The 18253-nt window shown below is 62.5% G+C and carries 15 protein-coding genes; 10 read left to right on the top strand and 5 right to left on the bottom strand.

Annotated features, from left to right (window positions below; all coding sequences use genetic code 11):
- Positions 1-5 precede the first annotated feature (5 nt).
- From U4Y90_RS17715 to U4Y90_RS17700, 4 genes are all read right to left on the bottom strand, one after another.
- Positions 6-1898: a nucleoside-diphosphate sugar epimerase/dehydratase gene (locus U4Y90_RS17715; protein ID WP_321796398.1), complete on the bottom strand. Its 1893-nt coding sequence runs from the start codon at positions 1896-1898 to the stop codon at positions 6-8.
- Between the two features lie 13 nt (positions 1899-1911).
- Positions 1912-2937: a glycosyltransferase family 4 protein gene (locus U4Y90_RS17710; protein WP_321796397.1), complete on the bottom strand. Its 1026-nt coding sequence runs from the start codon at positions 2935-2937 to the stop codon at positions 1912-1914.
- Positions 2938-3140: 203 nt separating this feature from the next.
- Positions 3141-4130, bottom strand: a complete 990-nt coding sequence (locus U4Y90_RS17705; protein WP_321796395.1) for an NAD-dependent epimerase/dehydratase family protein — start codon at positions 4128-4130, stop codon at positions 3141-3143.
- The gene (locus tag U4Y90_RS17700) at positions 4127-4981 is read right to left on the bottom strand and encodes a glycosyltransferase family 2 protein (protein WP_321796394.1); all 855 of its coding nucleotides are present in this window, start codon (positions 4979-4981) and stop codon (positions 4127-4129) included. The genes U4Y90_RS17705 and U4Y90_RS17700 overlap by 4 nt, the downstream gene beginning before the upstream one ends.
- 248 nt (positions 4982-5229) lie before the next feature.
- On the opposite strand from U4Y90_RS17700, the gene U4Y90_RS17695 reads away from it, so the two are divergent.
- The 8 genes from U4Y90_RS17695 (at position 5230) to U4Y90_RS17660 (ending at position 13293) form a co-directional block, all read left to right on the top strand.
- Positions 5230-6012 (top strand): pyridine nucleotide transhydrogenase, encoded by a 783-nt coding sequence (locus U4Y90_RS17695; RefSeq protein ID WP_321796393.1) that lies wholly within the window; start codon positions 5230-5232, stop codon positions 6010-6012.
- A gap of 59 nt (positions 6013-6071) precedes the next feature.
- Positions 6072-6857, top strand: coding sequence for a sugar phosphate isomerase/epimerase (locus U4Y90_RS17690; RefSeq protein WP_321796391.1), 786 nt, complete (start codon positions 6072-6074; stop codon positions 6855-6857).
- Complete coding sequence (locus U4Y90_RS17685; RefSeq protein ID WP_321796390.1) at positions 6854-7210, top strand: DMT family transporter; 357 nt, start codon at positions 6854-6856, stop codon at positions 7208-7210. The genes U4Y90_RS17690 and U4Y90_RS17685 overlap by 4 nt, the downstream gene beginning before the upstream one ends.
- 7 nt (positions 7211-7217) lie before the next feature.
- On the top strand, positions 7218-8033 hold the full coding sequence (locus U4Y90_RS17680; RefSeq protein WP_321796388.1) for a glycosyltransferase family 2 protein: 816 nt from the start codon (positions 7218-7220) through the stop codon (positions 8031-8033).
- 436 nt (positions 8034-8469) lie between these two features.
- Positions 8470-9891, top strand: coding sequence for a UbiA family prenyltransferase (locus tag U4Y90_RS17675; RefSeq protein WP_321796387.1), 1422 nt, complete (start codon positions 8470-8472; stop codon positions 9889-9891).
- A 3-nt stretch (positions 9892-9894) separates the two neighbouring features.
- Entirely contained in the window at positions 9895-11211 is a 1317-nt protein-coding gene (locus U4Y90_RS17670) for an FAD-binding oxidoreductase (RefSeq protein WP_321796386.1), read from the top strand.
- The gene (locus U4Y90_RS17665) at positions 11208-11948 is read left to right on the top strand and encodes an SDR family oxidoreductase (RefSeq protein ID WP_321796384.1); all 741 of its coding nucleotides are present in this window, start codon (positions 11208-11210) and stop codon (positions 11946-11948) included. The genes U4Y90_RS17670 and U4Y90_RS17665 overlap by 4 nt, the downstream gene beginning before the upstream one ends.
- Before the next feature lie 61 nt (positions 11949-12009).
- Positions 12010-13293 carry a hypothetical protein gene (locus tag U4Y90_RS17660; protein ID WP_321796382.1) on the top strand — a complete coding sequence of 428 codons (1284 nt, stop codon included), beginning with the start codon at positions 12010-12012 and terminating at the stop codon, positions 13291-13293.
- Between the two features lie 79 nt (positions 13294-13372).
- On the opposite strand, the gene U4Y90_RS17655 is transcribed toward U4Y90_RS17660, so the two are convergent.
- Positions 13373-13789, bottom strand: coding sequence for a GtrA family protein (locus U4Y90_RS17655; protein ID WP_321796381.1), 417 nt, complete (start codon positions 13787-13789; stop codon positions 13373-13375).
- A gap of 749 nt (positions 13790-14538) precedes the next feature.
- Between U4Y90_RS17655 and U4Y90_RS17650 the strand changes: the two genes are divergently transcribed.
- Both U4Y90_RS17650 and U4Y90_RS17645 read left to right on the top strand, forming a co-directional pair.
- Positions 14539-15936, top strand: a complete 1398-nt coding sequence (locus U4Y90_RS17650; RefSeq protein ID WP_321796380.1) for a hypothetical protein — start codon at positions 14539-14541, stop codon at positions 15934-15936.
- Positions 15937-15997: 61 nt separating this feature from the next.
- The gene (locus tag U4Y90_RS17645) at positions 15998-18253 is read left to right on the top strand and encodes a hypothetical protein (protein WP_321796379.1); all 2256 of its coding nucleotides are present in this window, start codon (positions 15998-16000) and stop codon (positions 18251-18253) included.

The raw sequence follows: 18253 nt of genomic DNA, 5'->3' as shown, positions 1-18253 counted from the left end.
GCGCGTCAGCCCGCCGCGCCGCGCTGCGCCGTCTGCACGGTCGCGACGCTTTGCAGGACGGGCAAGGTGGCCGTCTGATATTCCGGCACCCAGCGGCGCAGATCGCGGCGCACTTCTTCATCCGAAAGCACGCGATGCTGCATGAGCCAGGGCAGCAACTCGTCGATGAAATCGTCCGGCACGCCACGCGCCTGCGCGATGCGCAGCTTCGGATGCGGCGTGCGCGTGGTGGTTTCGTCGTCGGCGAGCAGCTCCTCGTAGAGCTTTTCGCCGGGACGCAGGCCCGTGAACACGATGCGGATCTGCTCTTCCGAGAAACCGTAGAGACGAATCAGGTCGCGCGCGAGATCGACGATCTTCACCGGCTGGCCCATGTCGAGAATGAAAATCTCGCCGCCGCGCCCCATGCTCGACGCCTGCAACACGAGTTGCGCGGCTTCGGGAATCGTCATGAAGAAGCGCGTGATCTCCGGATGCGTGACGGTCACCGGGCCGCCCTTGGCGATCTGCTGCTGGAACTTCGGTATCACGCTGCCCGCGCTGCCGAGCACATTGCCGAAACGCACCGTCTCGAACTGCGTGCGCGGCGCGGATTGCTGCAACGCCTGGCACGCCATCTCGGCGAGACGCTTGGAGGCGCCCATCACGTTGGTCGGGTTGACGGCCTTGTCGGTGGAGATCAGCACGAAGTGGCGCACGTCGTGACGGATCGCCGCGCGCGCGACGCGCAGCGTGCCGAGCACGTTGTTGCGCACCGCCTGCCACGCGTTCTGCTCTTCCATCAGCGGGACGTGCTTGTAGGCGGCCGCATGGAAAACGATGTGCGGCGTGAAGCGCGCCATGGTCTGATCGAGCAGCAGCGAATCCTTCGCGTCGCCGACGACCGGAATCACCGAGCATTCCGGAAACTTCTCGTGCAGCTCCTCGACCAGGCGATACATTGCGTACTCGGAGAGGTCGTAGGCGATGAGCTGAGCGGGCGAGAAGCGCAGAATCTGGCGACACAGCTCCGAGCCGATCGAGCCGCCCCCGCCCGTCACCATCACGACGCGCCCGTGAAGCAGTTGCTCGACGTGCGGCATGTCGATTTTCACCGGCTCGCGGCCGAGCAGGTCTTCGAGGTCGATCTGCCGCACGCGCGACAGGAAGTTCTGTCCTTCCGTGAGCGGCGTCAACGCGGGCAGCACCATCACTTTCACGCCGGCGCGCACGCACAGCGTGGCGACGCGCCGCTGCTCCTCGACCGACGCCGACGGAATCGCGATGATCACGTAGTCGACCTTGAGTTGCTCGGCAACCCGCGCCAGATCGCCGAACGAGCCGAGCACCTTGTGTCCGAGCACTTCTCGGCCTTGCTTGCCGCGATCGTCGTCGAGCAGGCCGACGAGCCGCCATTCGCTCGAGCGCGACAACTCGCGTGCGAGCATCGCGCCCGCCGTGCCCGCGCCGAGCACGATCACGGGCTTGCCCTGTCCGACGAGACCGCCGTACAGATAGAACTCCTTGCCCGCGCGATAGAGAGCGCGCGCGCCGCCCATCGCGAGAAAGAGCAACAGCGGCGCAACGATGAGCACCGAGCGGGGGATGATCGGCGTCGGCTGCGACATCACAGCGCCCACCATCACGACGAGCGCGCCCACGACGATCGATTTGGAGATGCGCATCAGGTCCGGCAGGCTCGCGAACACCCACATGCCGCGATAGAGGCCGAAGACGCGGAACACGATGGCGTAGACCGGCACCACCCAGAGCAGCGCGTGGAACGCACCCTGGCGGAAGTCATGCGGCACGGCGCCGTTGAAGCGCAGCAGATAAGCGGCAATCCAGGTTCCGACAACGGCGACGATATCGAAGCCGAACGCGCCCGCCGATAGCCATGTAGCTCTTATTCGATTCATCACAGCACGGCCCTCAAGATTGTTCGGAATGGCGCGTCTCATGACGCCGCCAATGCGCGTCGACCACCGCGCCCGCTGCCACCATCACGACGGCCCAGCCCGCAACCGCCGCCCACTGCCCCGCCAAGGAAAACCGTAGTGCCCAATTCGCGAGCATTATGCCCGCCAGCATCAGCAGATACCATGTGAGCGCGGTACGCGCGTGCCCCATTCCAAGGCGGACCATGCGCTGATAGTAATGCTCCCGATGCGCCTGCCAGAATTTTTCGCCGCGCGACAGACGCCGCAACAGCGTTACCGTTGCATCGGCGATGAACGGCGAAAACACCAGCGCCGGGAACCAGACGGGCCACGCGCCTCGCTGCCAGCCCCAAAATCCGAGCGCACCCGCGAGAAACCCCAACGGAATAGACCCGGCATCGCCGAGAAAAATCCGGGCCGGATGGAAGTTGAGGGTCAGAAAACCGGCCGCCGCGCCCGCGATGGCCACGCTCGCCAGACCCAGATCGGCCTGCGGCGCGGGTCCGGCGAGCGCAGCGAGCGCATAGCCGCCAAAGCCGAAGAGCGCCATGCCGCCGGCGAGCCCGTCCGAGCCGTCCATGAAGTTGTAGAGATTGACGAGCCACAGCATCAGAAAGCCGACGCAGCCGAGCGCCCACCACGGCACGTTCGACGGATGCGCGACGATAACGAGCGCCACCGCGACAATATGCGCCGCAAAGCGAACGCGCGCGGGCAATCCGCGACGGTCGTCGATCTGCGACACGGCGGCGAGGAAGACTGCGCAGGCCGCGAGCAGCCACATCGACGGCGCCGCAACCAGAAGCGCGACCACGGCGACCGGCACGATGCCCCAGCCACCGACGCGCGGCGTGGGCCGCTCATGCAGCGAGCGCTCGTTGGGGATATCGGTGGCGAGACGCCAGGCGAGGCCGGTGCGAATGAGCGTGCGGAGAATCAGCGTGCACGCGGCGAACGCCAATGCCGCAACCGACAGCGCGGTCAGGAGCGGCGAACTTTCAAGATACGAATACAGCATGCGTTGTTATGAATTGTCGAAAACGAGGCCCTGGTCGTCCTGGCGATGCATTCTTTTGGGCAAAAACCGCCCGTGGGATACGCGACGCCCGCCATTTTAGTTCTAAATATCTGACGAATAACGAAAATCGCGCCGACAGACCCTGTCGGAAAGATTGCAATGCCGATCTCGAAACACCGCGTATTTTAACGTTCGCGAACGGCTTATCGACTGTGCGTCGCGCGAAACCACGCAGCGGTGGCGGCCAGGCCTTCGTCGAGGGTCTGCGGCGCCTGCCAGCCGAGCGTCTCGCGGATGCGGTGCGAATCGACGCGCAGGCTGCCGGTCAGCCGGTCGATCTGCGCGGTCTTGCCAGCGAGGCGCGCGACGCCGCGCAACAGTCCCGCCGGCACCGGCACGAGCCGCGCCGGTTTGCCGAGATGCTCGCCAAGCTTGCGCGCGAGTTCCGCGACGCTCGGGTCGTAGCCGTCGGTGACATGGAACAGGCGGCCCACGGCGGCGGAATTCAGCGCGCATTCGATCGTCGCGCTCGCGAGATTGTCGACGGAAACGAGGCTGCGGCGCGCATCGATCGCGCCGAGCGGCAGCGGAATGCCGCGCGCGATCGCACGCATCATCGCGAGAAAATTGGCGCGCACGCCGGGACCGTAGACGAGCGGAGGCCGCACGATCGCGATTTCCAGTCCCGTGCGGCTGCCGAATTCGAGCAGCTTCACTTCGGCTTCGGCTTTCGACACCCCGTAGGCATCGGGCGGATTGCGCCCGTCGTCTTCCGTGAACGGGCGGCCCGGATCGCTTTCGCCGAGCGCCTTGATGCTGCTCATCAGCACGAAGCGCGTGACGCCCGCGCACCGCGCGGCATCGGCGGCGGCGAGCGTGCCGTCGACGTTGATCGCCCGGTATGCGTCGAGCAGCGCTTCGGCCTTCGATGCCGATTGCGACTGCGCGGCGGCATCGCTCATCACATGCACGCGCGCGGCGAGATGGATCGCCGCATCGCAGCCGGCGAAGGCATCGGGCGCGATCGATTCGAGACTGTCGATATACCGCGTGTCGACGCCCGCTTCGCATTGCGCGCCGCGCCGCACGAGTCCCGTCACGCCGATGCCGCGCGCAAGCAGCGTCCGGCTCACGGCGCGGCCGACGAAGCCGTTGGCGCCGGTAATCGCGATGCGTCGGCCGGTTTCGCTCATAGCCACTTCCAGCCGAAGCGGTTGAAGAACCGGTACGCCGACGTGACGAACAGCTTGATGTGCACGGAGCCTTTCTTCGCCGCGCCGCCGCCGTGATGCAGGATGCGCACCGAGGGCACATAGGCGATGCGCGCGACGCGGCGCGTGCGCAGGCTCAGGTCGTAGTCCTCGAAATAAAGGAAATAGCGCGGATCGAAGCCGCCGAGCGACTTGAGCACGTCGGTTCTGAAGAGCATGAAGCAGCCGCTCACGATCGGCGGATCCCACACGATGTTGCTCTCGCCGATGACGTCGCGCATCTCGTAGCGCGCGAGACGCCCCGCGAACGGCTTCTTCAGCGCGGACGGCAGAAAGCCGCGCACGAACAGATCGAGCACGGTCGGATAGCGGCGGCAGAGGAACTGCTGACGGCCGTCGTCGCCACCGATCCACGGCGCGAGCAGGCCGGTTTCCGGCGAGCCGTGCAGAAAGGCGAGCGCGCGGCGCAGGCCATCGGCGTTGAGCTCGACGTCGGGATTGAGGATCAGGTGGTAACGGCTGTTCGCGCGCGCGATGGCGAGATTGTGGCCGCGACCGTAGCCGACATTGCCGTGCCCTTCGATCACAACGGTGTCGAATTCGGCGTCTGACGGCACCGGCAGATCGGCCAGCTCGCCCGGATTGCCGTTGTCGATCAGATACAGGCACGGACGCCCGGCGACGTCGTGCAACTGCGCGAGCGCGGTTTCGAGCGTTTCGACGGTGCGCGCGAGCAGTGCGGCATCGGGCCGGTAGACCACGATCGAAATGCTGAGGGTGATGGCGGGATCGGACTGATGCGCCGATCCGTTCTGCGGGGCGTTCGCGTTCATCGGACAAATGGGGCGTCCGCGCCACGAAAGGAAAACGGACCGCATCGACGAGTGGAAGACGCCCCGATTGTCCTTAATGTCGGCGATTTCGGCAACCGCGCGGCGGGGCGTCACTTCACGACAGTTACTGGGGCTTTTCCGACGGTTTCTTGGCGGAGGAAACGACGCCATATACGATTTGCCTGAAAAACGCGGCACGAGGTTCCTCGCAACTCCAGATCCCTGAACGGGCTCGCAGGAAATTCATCATGACCAACGCGCTTATCGGATTCTCCGGCTTCGTCGGACAGACGCTGCTGAAGCAAGGCAGGTTCGAGTCGCTATACCGGTCGACCAATGTCGGAACGATCGACGGGCAATTTTTCGACGATGTCGTCTGCGCCGGCACTCCCGCGCAGAAATGGATCGCCAACCGCGAGCCGGAAGCCGACCTGCGCAATATCGAAGGCCTCATCGCGCATCTGAAAACCATTCGCTGCGGTCACTTCACGCTCATCAGCACGGTGGACGTCTTCAGCCGCCCGATCGATGTGGACGAGGATTCCGACGTCGACGAGGCGAGTCTTCACGCCTACGGCAAGAATCGCCGCCATCTGGAGAAGTTCGTCGAGGCGCATTTTCCGGAGCATCTGATCGTGCGTCTCCCGGGATTGGTCGGACCGGGCCTGCGCAAGAACGTCATCTTCGATTTTCTGAACGACAACAACTTGAGCGCGATCGACAGTCGCGGCGTGTTCCAGTTTTATCCGATGATCAATCTCGCCTGGGACATCGAAATCGCGCGACAGGCGGGTCTCCGGTTGATCCATCTGACGGCCGAGCCGATCAGCGTCGCCGATCTCTCGTCGTTAGGCTTCGGCAAACCCTTCGAGCAGCATCTCCGCAATGCGCCGGCCGCCTACGACCTGCGCACGCGCCACGCCGCCATCTACGGCGGTTCCGGCGGATATCAATACAGCAGGCGCGAGGCCGTGCAAGCCGTGCGGGCCTATGCCCAGTCGGAACCGCTCGCCAGCACAGCCGAAGCCTGAAGGCCACCATGAGAATCTCGGTCTCCAACATCGCTTGGGACGTCGCTGAGGACGAGGCCTTGGCCGAACTGTATGGACGTTATGGCGTGAACGCCATCGACATCGCTCCGGGCAAGTATTTTCCGCAGCCCGCATCCGCCACTTCCGACGACATGGAGAGAGTGCGGGACTGGTGGGCGAGTCGCGGAATCGAAATGGTGGGAATGCAGTCGCTGCTGTTCGGCACGACCGGTCTGAACCTGTTCGGCTCCGACGACAGCCGGGAAGCGATGCTCGCGCATTTGCGAGCGGTCTGCCGCATCGGCCAGGGCATACGCGCGACGAGGCTGGTGTTCGGTTCTCCGACGAACCGCGATCGCGGTCAGCTCGGCGATGACGCAGCCCTGGACATCGCAGTGCCCTTCTTCCGGCGGCTGGGCGATATCGCGGATGAGCACGGCGTCGTTTTCTGCCTGGAGCCGAATCCTCCTTGTTACGGGTCGAACTTCATGATGACGAGCCAGGAAACCTTCGATGTCGTCCGGCATGTCGATCACCCTGCGATCCGGATGCAACTCGACACGGGCGCCATGACGATCAACGCCGAAGACCCCGACGCGACGGTGCGCGCGTGCGCGTCCGTGATCGGTCATGTGCATGCGAGCGAGCCAGCCCTGATTCCTGTCGGCGACGGTCCTTGCGATCACTCGGCAATCGCGCGCAGCGTCCGCGAGCACCTGCCGGAGTTCATCGTCACCATCGAGATGGTCGCGACTAGGGACGAGCCGCATCGGGTGGCCATCGAGCGAGCCTTGCGCACGACGATTTCGCACTACGGCGACGCTGTGGCCGGAGCGTCGCGATGAAGTGGATCATCCTCGCGCTGGGTATAGGCTCGAACGCGGCGGCAAGCGTGCTGGTGAAGTTCGCCATGCTTCCGCCACGCAAGTTTCCTTCCCCATCCGATCCATCGGCCGCCTTGACGAACTGGCCGTTCTGGTTCGGCCTCGGCCTGTACGGCGCAGCATTCGTGCTGTATGCGGCGGCGCTCGCGCGTTTGCCGCTCAACGTCGCGCACCCGGTGCTGACATCCGGCGCCATCGCGACCGTCGCACTCAGTTCCGTGCTGGTCTTTCGCGAACCGTTCCATTGGACGACGGGCGCGGGCATCGGCCTCATCGTTACCGGCGTGGTGCTGCTCACCATGCGTATTGCCTGACGAAACCATGAACACTGCGACCACCTCCCTTTCGCTTGACGAACGCATCGGCTGGCAGATCCCGAGTTTCGAGACGCTGTTCTGGCTCGGGCGGCAGCACGAGGCATGCGTCATCATCCCGGTCATCAACGAGGGGAACCGCATTCGCTGCCTTCTCGCGCGCATGCGCAACCAAGGCAGCGCTGCACGCGCCGACATCATCATCGTCGACGGCGGCAGCACCGACGGCTCGCTGGGCGAGGCATTCCTGCGCGATCACGGGGTGCGCGGCCTGATCCTGAAGACCGCGCCGGGCAAGCTGAGCGCGCAATTGCGCTGTGCCTATGCATTCGCACTCGATCAGGGCTATGCGCACATCGTCACTATCGACGGAAACGACAAGGATGATCCGGAAGCGATTCCACGTTTCATCGATGCCCTGGAACAAGGCGCCGACTTCGTGCAGGCTTCGCGCTTTCTTGCCGGCGGCGTCGCTGAAAACACGCCGAAGTTGCGCGACTTTGCCATACGGTTCATTCATGCACCCATGCTCAGCGCATTCTCGGGCTTCAAATGGACCGATACGACTCAAGGCTTCCGGGGATATGGCCGGAAAATGCTTCTCGACCCCAGGATCGCGATCTTTCGCGACGTATTCGTGAGCTACGAATTGCTCTTTTACATGTCCTATCGCGCTCCGAAGCTCGGCTATCGATGCATCGAGCTTCCGACCACGCGACGCTATCCGAAGGGCGAAGTGCCCACGAAGATCAGCGCGGTGAAGGGCAATGCCGACGTGCTCAAGATACTCGTCAAGGTCTGTTTCGGCGGATATGACGTTTGATCGATCGCGGAGCTGAAGAACAAAGAATCGAGCTGCTTCATTCGCTTGCCGTCTTGACGATCTACTGCTGTGCCAAGCGCGTTTGAAAGCGATGCCGCGACATTGCCACGCTTTTTTGGGGGAAGTAGCTCAGTGTTATAGTCAGAGTTATAGATCGGACATACTTGCCGGCTCACAGCGGCATAGCAGACATTGTCCGCTCGCGCTGGTCCGTCGCTTGAAAGCAGCAGATCGATCCGTAAAGATGACACCCCTCGCAATCCGGCCGCGCACAGCATTGTGCGCAAAGGCACAAACGCGCGGCGTGGACCCATCTTTGTGATAAATTTTCCCCGAAAATGGGTATCCGGCCGGGTCTGATCGGCCCTTCTTTTTCGCCCTGGCGCGAGCCAGCCATCGTCGTGGGCTTATCCGGTCCGCTAGATCGTCCAATCCAATGAGCAAGCCCATTGTCGTCGATCTCGACGGTACGTTGATTCAGTCCGATATTCTGGTCGAGAGCGGATTCGCTTTTCTGAGATCCTCGCCGCACAAGCTCTTCAAGCCGCTGCAATGGCTTTCCAGTGGCGGGAAGTCCAAACTCAAGTCGCGACTCGCGGAACACGTCACCATTGATGTCACGACGCTGCCCTACAATACGCAGGTCGTCGGCTGGCTTCAGGAAATGCGGGACACCGGCCGAAGCATTGCGCTTGCAACGGCCAGCCACGAATCTTTCGCGCACCGTATTGCAGAACATCTCGGGATCTTCGATCGCGTGTTCGCGACCAACGAGCAGGTCAATCTTTCATCGCACAAGAAACGCGATCGGCTTGTCGAAGAGTACGGCGAAAAGGGCTTCGATTACGTCGGCAATTCGCACGACGACATCGCCGTGTGGCAGGCCGCCGACCGCGCCTATGTGGTTAATCCGCATGCGGGTGTCGTGCGCGCGGCGTCGAAGCACGACAACATCGAACAGGTCTTCGAGAATCGCCAGCCGACGCTCAAAGTCTGGGCGAAGGCACTGCGCCTGCATCAGTGGCTCAAGAACCTGTTGATTTTCGTGCCACTGCTGGCCGGCCATCATCTGAATTCGCTGCCGCTGATCGGACTCGCCCTGCTCTCGTTCCTCGCATTCGGATTGTGCGCGTCAAGCGTGTATTTGCTCAACGATCTGCTCGATCTCGAAGACGATCGTCATCATCCGGTCAAGAGAAAGCGCCCGCTCGCGGCCGGCACGCTGCCGCTCCTGTCGGGCATAACGCTCTGTCCCGTGCTGCTTGCCGCCGCCTTTGCAATCGCGCTCACCTTCCTGCCGTGGCGATTCAACATCGTGCTGCTTAGCTATTACGTGCTGACCCTCGCGTACTCGCTTGCGCTCAAGCGTCGCGTCATGATCGACGTCGTCACGCTCGCCATGCTCTACACGACGCGTATCGTCGCCGGCGCGGCGGCGATCAGCGTGCATCTGACGTTCTGGCTGCTCGCCTTCTCGATGTTCTTCTTCCTGAGTCTCGCGCTCGTCAAGCGCTATACCGAGCTTCACGCTACGCTCAGGGCCGGACACGAGAAGACGCGCGGCCGCGGCTATCTGTCGAGTGATCTTTCCGTGGTGTCATCGCTCGGCACGGCCTCCGGCTATATCTCCGTGCTCGTGCTCGCAATGTATATCCAGGACGAGCGCACAGCGGCGCTTTACAGGCATCCGCAATACATCTGGATAGCTTGCCCGGTCATGCTCTACTGGATCAGCCGCACCTGGGTCATCGCGCATCGCGGTGAGATGCATGACGACCCCATCGTGTTCGCGGCGCGCGATCGCATGAGCCTGCTGGTCGTCGCGCTGTGCGGCTTCGCGTTCTGGCTCGCGATCTGAGCGATGAGCGAACTGCTTTCCTGGGGCCGCTACCCGCGCCTGCCGCAGACCGCGCACGCTACGCACTGGCGCGATGAAGCGCAGGCGCAATGGCGCGACGTGCAGCGCACGCACGGCACGACGCTCGCGTTCGGCAACGGCCGCAGCTACGGCGACGTGTGCCTCGCCAGTTCCGATCACGTATTTCAGACACTCGCGCTCGATCGGATCATTTCCGCCGACTGGACGCGCGGCGTCGTGCGCGCCGAGCCCGGCATCACCTTCGAGCAGATTCTCGCGCTCGCGGTGCCGCGCGGCTGGATGCTGCCGGTCACGCCCGGCACGAAGTACGTGACCCTGGGCGGCGCCATCGCCAACGACGTGCACGGCAAGAATCATCACGTGCGCGGCACGTTCGGACGGCACGTGCAAGCGTTCGGCCTCGCGCGCAGCGACGGCACGCTGATCGAGTGCTCGCCCGAAGCGAACACGGACATGTTCAACGCGACGATCGGCGGGCTCGGGCTCACCGGACTTATCCTGTGGGCCGAATTCTCGTTGATGCCGATCCGCACGAGTCTCATCGACGTGACGAGCATCCGCTTCGGCAAGCTCGACGAATTTTTCGACCTGTCGGAAGAATACGACGCAAAGCACGAGTACTGCGTCGCGTGGGTCGATTGCGCGAGCCGCGGGCCTGCGCTCGGACGCGGCATCTTCATGGCGGGCGATCACGCGATTCACGGCTCGCTCGATGTCGAAGAACGGCACAAGCGCCGCGTGCCCTTCACGCCGCCCGTTTCGCTCATCAACGGTCTCACGCTGCGCGCTTTCAACGAGCTGTATTACCGCAAGCAGCGCAAACCGATCGAGATTACGCGCGTGGGTTACGACGGTTATTTCTATCCGCTCGACAGCCTGCTCGAATGGAACCGCATCTACGGGCCGCAGGGGTTTCAACAGTATCAGTGCGTCGTGCCGGCCGCGAGCGCGCGCGATGCGGTGCGTGCGATGCTCGATCGCATTTCGTCGAGCGGCACGGGCTCCTTTCTCGCGGTGCTCAAGCGCTGCGGGAGCATTTCGTCGCCCGGGCTGTTGTCGTTTCCGATGGAAGGGACATCGCTCGCGCTCGATTTTCCGCAGCACGAGATGCGCAATTCGCACCTGTTCGCCGCGCTCGACACGATCGTGCGCGAAGCCGGCGGACGCATCTATCCGGCCAAGGACGCGCACATGTCGGGCGCCGATTTCCGCGCCGCCTATCCTCAATGGCAGCAGCTCGAATCGCTCCGCGATCCGGCCATGCTGTCGCATTTCTGGAAACGAATGACCGGCCTATGAAGAACATCGTCATCGTGGGCGCCACGTCCGCCATTGCCATCGCCTGCGCGCGCGAATGGGCCGCGAAAGGCGCGCGCTTCTTTCTCGTCGCGCGCAATCAGGAACGCATGGAGCAGGTCGCCGCCGATCTGACGGCGCGCGGAGCGGCGGCTGCTGCAGTGCATCGGCTCGATGTCGACAAGCTCGACGATCACGCCGCGATGCTCGCCGATTGCGCCGCGCACATGGACTCGATCGATATCGTGCTGGTCGCGTCGGGCACGCTGCCCGATCAGGCGACCTGCCAGAACGATCCCGCCGTCGCGGTGCGCGAGTTCCACACCAACGCGCTTTCGCTGATCGCGCTGCTCACGCCGATTGCCAACCGGCTCGAAGCGCAGCGGCACGGCACGCTCGCGGTGATTTCATCGGTGGCGGGAGATCGCGGGCGTCCGTCGAACTATCTTTACGGCAGCGCAAAGGCGGCATTGCAGGCGTTTCTCGAAGGCTTGCGCGCGCGGCTCTTCAAGGTCGGCGTGCATGTCGTCGATATCAAACCCGGCTTCGTCGCCACGCCGATGACCGCGGGCCTGCCTCTGCCCGGTCCGCTGGTCGCGACGCCCGAGAAGGTCGCGAAGGATATCGTGCGCGGCATCGACAGGAAGAAGGACGTGCTTTATACGCCGTGGTTCTGGTGGGGCATCATGATGATCATTCGCAATGTGCCGCGGTTCATGTTCAAGCGGGCAAACATCTAAAACCTCGATGACAACGATCCACTTCTCGTCGAGCAAATGACTCACGATGAGCCCGACACCCATGCTGATGAAATCGATGGACAAGACCTCGAATGAGAGCCGTCGGCTGGCGGACACCGGATGCGCTCGCGCGTCTTTTTCGCTCGCCCCCGACGTCGTGCTGACGTACCTCATTGCCGTCGTCATCTTGCTCTACAGAATGCCGGAGAGACTGCAGCAAGGCTATCTCTGGGCGGAAGACGCTACCGTATTCATCGGGCAAGCGTACAAGTTCGGCGCACACGCCATCTTGATGCCCTACGCCGGCTACCTTCACATCATTCCGCGACTGGTCGCCTTTGCCTTTCGCGCCCTGGATGGAGACGTGCAGGGAATCGCGATAGCTTTTGCGTGGACGTGCGCACTCCTCACGGCCTCGGTCTGTAGCTATCTTTACGTCATAGCCATTCGATATTTCCCGCGCCCTGCCGCGTTCGTGATGGCGCTGGCGCCTGTTCTATTGCCGCACACCGGAGAGAGCTGGCTGAATCTCACGAATCTGCAATGGACGCTGGGTCCGTTGTTAATGGCGATGTTGCTGGACACGTTGGGACGCGAGCATAGCGAGCACCTTCTCGCCCGATGCTTCATCGTTCTTGTTCTGGCTCTCACCGGGCCCTTCAGCGCCATCCTCGTTCCGCTCGCGGTTCTTGGCGCGCTCGTGGCGCTCAAACGCGAGGAAAGACTTCGGCGCCTTGCGCCGTTCGTGATCGTGCTCGCGGCAGGTTTCACTCAATTGGCGATATATGCGTTCGCAAACGACCGGCATCCGCTACACCCGTTAGTCGAGTACCTGCACTATCCGTGGATCGAGACCTTCCTGAAGCACTTCATAATGGAGTCCTTCTTCATCCCGCAGGTTCTCCCTGCGACGGATGATTCGATGACGTACGCAGCGCTGATCACTCTGGCAATATTCCTGACCTGCGTACTTTCGCCAGAAGGACGATGGCGCGCCGTCAATTTCATTGCGGTGGCCACGGCCGTGGTCCTCTGGATGCTGGGCGTGGTGAGAAACGATGCTCCTGCTGTCGCAGTGCAGTGGTTCTACGATGGCGTCGCCAGATACACTTTCACCCCCTTCGTGCTGTGCATCTGGGCGCTCGCAATTGCCGCCGCAAAAAGTCCGCTGAAACTTTTGCGTTATGTGGCGGTTGCATTTCTCGTGCTGCTATTCGCCAACGGCGCCACACGGTTCCATGCGCCGACGATGCAGTCGAGAATAACCGTTCAGCAGGACGGCGCGTATTTCATCGAGGCAGCGCCGGGCGGCCCCTGGCATACGACAGTAAAGTCAGGCCACTGATCGCCTCGGGCACGAAGCTCGACGAAGACGGAGTGCGCGCCGTACATGCCAATCACCCGAGGCGTCGCGCGCGCTCTGTTCAAGCGCGCGCCGCGCCAGGAGAGAGGCTGCGAAACACGTAGCGTTTGTCGAGCCGGTACTTGATTACGTAACCGATCGCAAGACCGATGCAACCGCCTACGTAGCGCATTTCGGCCGTCCCGAAGATGTGATTGAATCCGAACTCCACGCCCCAGAAGATGGCGGTCGTGACAAGGCCCATTGTCACGTAGAGGGTGAACATGGTCGCGTCGTGGCGCGCGTTCTCCGCCTTGAAGCGGAAGATCCATTTCTTGTCGAGCATGTACTTCACGACGAGGCCGACGCCTGTGCCGACGAACACCGATAGCAGAAGGTGCCACGGACCGCTGTAGATGCGCGTGACGACGTCCTGCGCGCCGATGTTGGCGACGGTGGCGATGGCGGCGAAGAAGGTATAGAGCAACGCAAGTCGCATTACGAATCCGGTTGGTGAAGCAGAGCATGGCGCTGGAGAATCGCCTGCTCGATGAACAGCGAAGCGCCCGAACCCGTGAAGTCGGAGAAGCAGCCAGCAGCGCGAATACGATACAACTGCCCACTATCGCTACGCTCATGGTCCACAGAACGGGATTGTAGCTAAGCGAAGCGACATAGTCGAAAGGACGTTGATAGTTGCGAATTCGAGCAGGCTTCGAAGCGATTCGTGGAACTGAAACGCCGTCGCCGGCAGGCTGCTTCGTTGCAGCATCCGCGCCGAATGCGGCGCGTTATTGAGGCGCAACGTCATCATCAGGTATGTTAGTGTGCATGACGCGAGCACCGGAATACCCGACCTGCGGTACCGTCGCACCGCGAGCGCGCCGTCTGTCGGAAAGCTCATCCATTTCGACTGCGCGGCCCCAATGATCAGCAAAGTATGCCGAAGGCAGCAGAACACGCCATCAATGCGGCCCATCCGCGCAGGCCGTCGAGAAAATCAATTCGCCCTTCGTTTGCATGACCGTATCGTGGCGGCCTCCCGCGCCTCGAAGGAAATTCACGTCATCAATACAGTCCTTCGGGCGCTGTGTCGAATTGGTTACGCCGACAGAAGGCTTCGTGCCTTGTCCAGCAACTCAGCAGAGTTATGGCGGACAAAGCGCTCGAGGCGAAGGACCTGGCGAACTCTACCGACGCCCGAAGGAAAGGTACTCGCGCACGCGAACTCGCGGAAGGAGAAAAGTGTTGGCCTATACGTCGCGATTTGACAACTTCAGAAGATTGCTTGCTTATGTGAGTTTCGGCATTTGTGTGCTGGTGCTAGCGGCCTATCTCACCATCATCAGCCGCTCGTATTTCTTCCAGGACGACTTCGAATTTTGGCCGTACTACTCGACGCTTCATCTGTCCGAACTGTTCAACCCCGCGATCAACTTCGGCCGACCAATTACGCGCGATCTCTACTTCTTCCTCACCTCGCATTTGTTAGGCGCGGACAGCAGTAATTATTTCTATCTCAATCTTGTGGTCATCGCCGGCGTCTGCACACTGATTTACCGCACGCTACGCGAGTTCGATCTCGATCCCTGGACGGCCGCGACTGCCGCCATGGTCTATTTCTACATGACGCCAACCGTGCCGCATGCGTCGTGGATCTCGAACTCCCAGCACACCATCGCGCACCTGTTTTCGTTCTGGTTCATCTTTTCGACCCTGCGCGATATCAACGCAGGACATCCCCGCGTCCTCCGCTCGGCGCTGATCTACGGGCTCGCCATGTTTTCCAATGTGTCGTCGCTTTTCGCGTTGGTCTTTGTCGGTCTTCACGTGGTTCTTCGCCATCACCGCTCGCCCTTGAATCGTTTCATCCCGCTCGTCTCGGGCATTGCGCTGTTGGCCGCGTGCACCCTTGCCTGGTCGCTCGCAATCTCGCACAGCGCAGACGTTCACTACCACCTTGATCTGTCGCTCGATCACTCTATCGACTACGCACGGTTCTACGATGAACTCCTGCGCGAAGGAATGATCGGCTCTTGGTACCGCTTGCTTTTCGCCGCGATCCTGATATTGACGCTGTGGAATTGGAAGAGAAACTATTTGCTGACGATCCCGCTCGCCGGCAGCATGGCTACTGCCGTCGGCATGCTCTTCTTTTTGGGCGCGCAGCGCACACTCGGCTATCTGGCGATTCCCTATCTCATGCTGGTCCTCACGTTGTTCAGCAATTTCGCCGGGCAAGTCTTCCGTGCCGAAGAACGAAGATCCTGGGTGCTCTTGACGCTCACCGTGTGTTTCATCTTCTATTCGGTGGAGAACGGCGCGCCCACGCGCAACAACTTCATGCTGTCCCCGTATGGAGCGGGCATTCGCGATGCGCAGGAGGCGATCAAGAGCGTTCCCATCGACAAGGACACAACATTCTGCTTCGCACCCGAAAAGCCGTCGGATCAACCTGGCCCCGCGCCGTTCTGGATCTTCCTCGGCCGCGGTAACGCCTTCTGGCTCGTTGACTACGGTGACAACTACAAGCGGCGATTCTTCTACTACACCGATCCGCATTGCGCCGCTTCCGACACCGTGCGTGTGACCATCGATCAGCGAAGCTCGATGGTCAGGGTTACGGGAGTCGCGATGCCCAAGTAGTCTCGCCTTCCCCTCGGGATGTTAGGATCGCTTGCCCAATACAATCCCGATTGCGTCAACCATGCCCCGCACGACCACCGACGGATCTGCCGTCCGCCTGAAGTCCACCCTGCTGTGCGTCGGCATTCTGATGCTTGCTCCGATTCTCGCGCGGGCTCCGCAGCTTCTCGGCATGCTGATCGCCGACCCGACCCTGCTCTACGGCGGCATCGCGGACGGCTTGCGCCCCGGCCCGTTCGGCGGCTTCCCGCCCTTTCCCACCATCGACCCGAATATCGCGTTCACGAGCCACGCGCTGGGTCACCGCGCCGCGCTCGATGTCCTGAGCGGGCACATTCCGTGGTGGAATCATTTCGAAGGCGTGGGCACGCCACTCGTCGGAGAAGTGCAGTCCGCGGCGCTCTTTCCGTTGACCTGGCTGCTCGTGCTCAAGAACGGTCAGTTGTACATGCATATCGCGTTACAGGTCATTTCCGGTCTCTCCACCTGGTCACTGCTGCGCAAGATCGGCTGTTCGAAGCTCGCGGCCGTCGCCGCCGCGCTGGCATTCGAATTCAACGGCACCTACGCCTGGCTCGCGAACGCGGTCATCAACCCGATCCCGTTCCTTCCACTCACGTTGCTCGGCATCGAGATACTGCATCAGCGGGTCGCACGCGCGAAGGCCGGCGGCTATGCGCTGCTGTCGATCGGTCTCGCCGCATCGCTCTATGCCGGATTCCCCGAGGTCGCGTATCTGGATGGTCTGTTGATTCTTGTCTGGACACTCGTGCGTACCGCCGCGCTGCCGCACGCCGATCGCTGGATCTTCCTGCGACGCGTAGCGATCGGGGGAATCGCCGCACTCGCGATCAGCGCGCCCGTGCTCGTTCCGTTCTTCGATTTCCTGCCGCTCGCCAATACCGGCGGACACGAAGGCCCCGGCTTCGAGTCGATTCACCTGAGTCCCGGCTTTCTGGTCGGCATACTCGCGCCTTACGCATTCGGCGCCATTTTTCAGCTTCCCGAGCATGCGGGATTCTGGGGCTCGGTCGGCGGCTATGCCGGTTGCGTGCTGGTCGGACTCGCGCTCGCTGGCGCAACGGGTCGCTCCTTTCGCGGTCTGCGAATCGCACTCGTCTTGTGGGTGCTGGTGACGGTCGCTATCTCATACGGATTCCCCGGCGCCAGCCTGATCGTGAAGGTTGTGCCGGGGCTGAAGGTCGCGGCGTATTTCCGCTATCTGCCACCGTCATGGGAATTCAGCCTGTGCGTGCTCGCTGCATTTGCGCTCACGGATATCTCTCGCGAAGCCGAGTCTCGTGCGCTCAAGATCGCCACCGCGCTGCTCGCGGTCGCTGTCGTCGCCGCGATCTGGACGACGCATCGATATGGCATGAGCCTTCATGGCCGGCTCGCGCTCGGCAATGGCATCTTCGTCGCCGTTGTCTTGCTGGCAATGGCTGCCGTCGCGTGGCGCACGCGCAGTGGCGAGACGCGGCGACGCGCGCTGGCGGCGCTCCTCGTGCTGGAGACCGTGATTTGCTTCGTGATTCCCACACTCAGCACGCCTTCGCGCGGCACCGTGGTGCTCGACGGCGTGCATTTCCTGCAGAAGAACCTCGGCTTGCAACGCTTCGTGACGCTCGGGCCGGTGCAGCCCAACTACGGCGCGTACTTCGGCATCGCGTCGATCAATCACAACGATCTGCCGATTCCGCGAATCTGGACCGACTATGTCGAACGCCACCTCGACAGCAACGCACCGCCGATCCTCTTCACCGGCAGCAGTCGCCAGGATCTTGCAGGGCCTTCGGCTGCGGATCAGTTGATCGCCAATCTCGACGCGTACCGACGTGTCGGCGTCCGCTACGTGCTTGCGCCGAAAGAGGCTCTCGGACTGCCCGCCTTCGCATCGCTCGTCCACCATGTCGATGCAACGGCGGACGCAACGCTGAAGGAAGTCTTCAACGACAAGGCCATGCGCGTATTCGAGCTCGCGAGTCCCGCGCCCTATTTCGACGCGCCGGGTTGCACGCTGGTCGCCGACACGCGCAACGGCGTCGATGCGAACTGCACCGCCGCCTCGACGCTCACGCGGCTCGAACTCTTCATGCAGGGCTGGCGCGCGACCGTCAACGGCGAGGCGGCGCCGATCGCCCAAACCGGCGAGATATTCCAGCGCGTCGAACTGCCGGCAGGACGATCGACCGTCCGTTTCGAATTCCTGCCGCCGTTCATGAACTGGGCGTGGGCCGCATTCGTGGTCGGCTGGATTCTGGTCGCGCTCAACTTCGTTCCGTCCTTCACGACGCGGCGCGCGGAGCAGCCGCGCTAG

The sequence above is a fragment of the Caballeronia sp. J97 genome (genome assembly GCF_905220305.1).
Classification (GTDB): Bacteria; Pseudomonadota; Gammaproteobacteria; order Burkholderiales; family Burkholderiaceae; genus Caballeronia.
The sequence above is the reverse complement of the archived record's forward strand: the minus strand, read 5'-3'. Positions and strand labels throughout refer to the sequence as shown.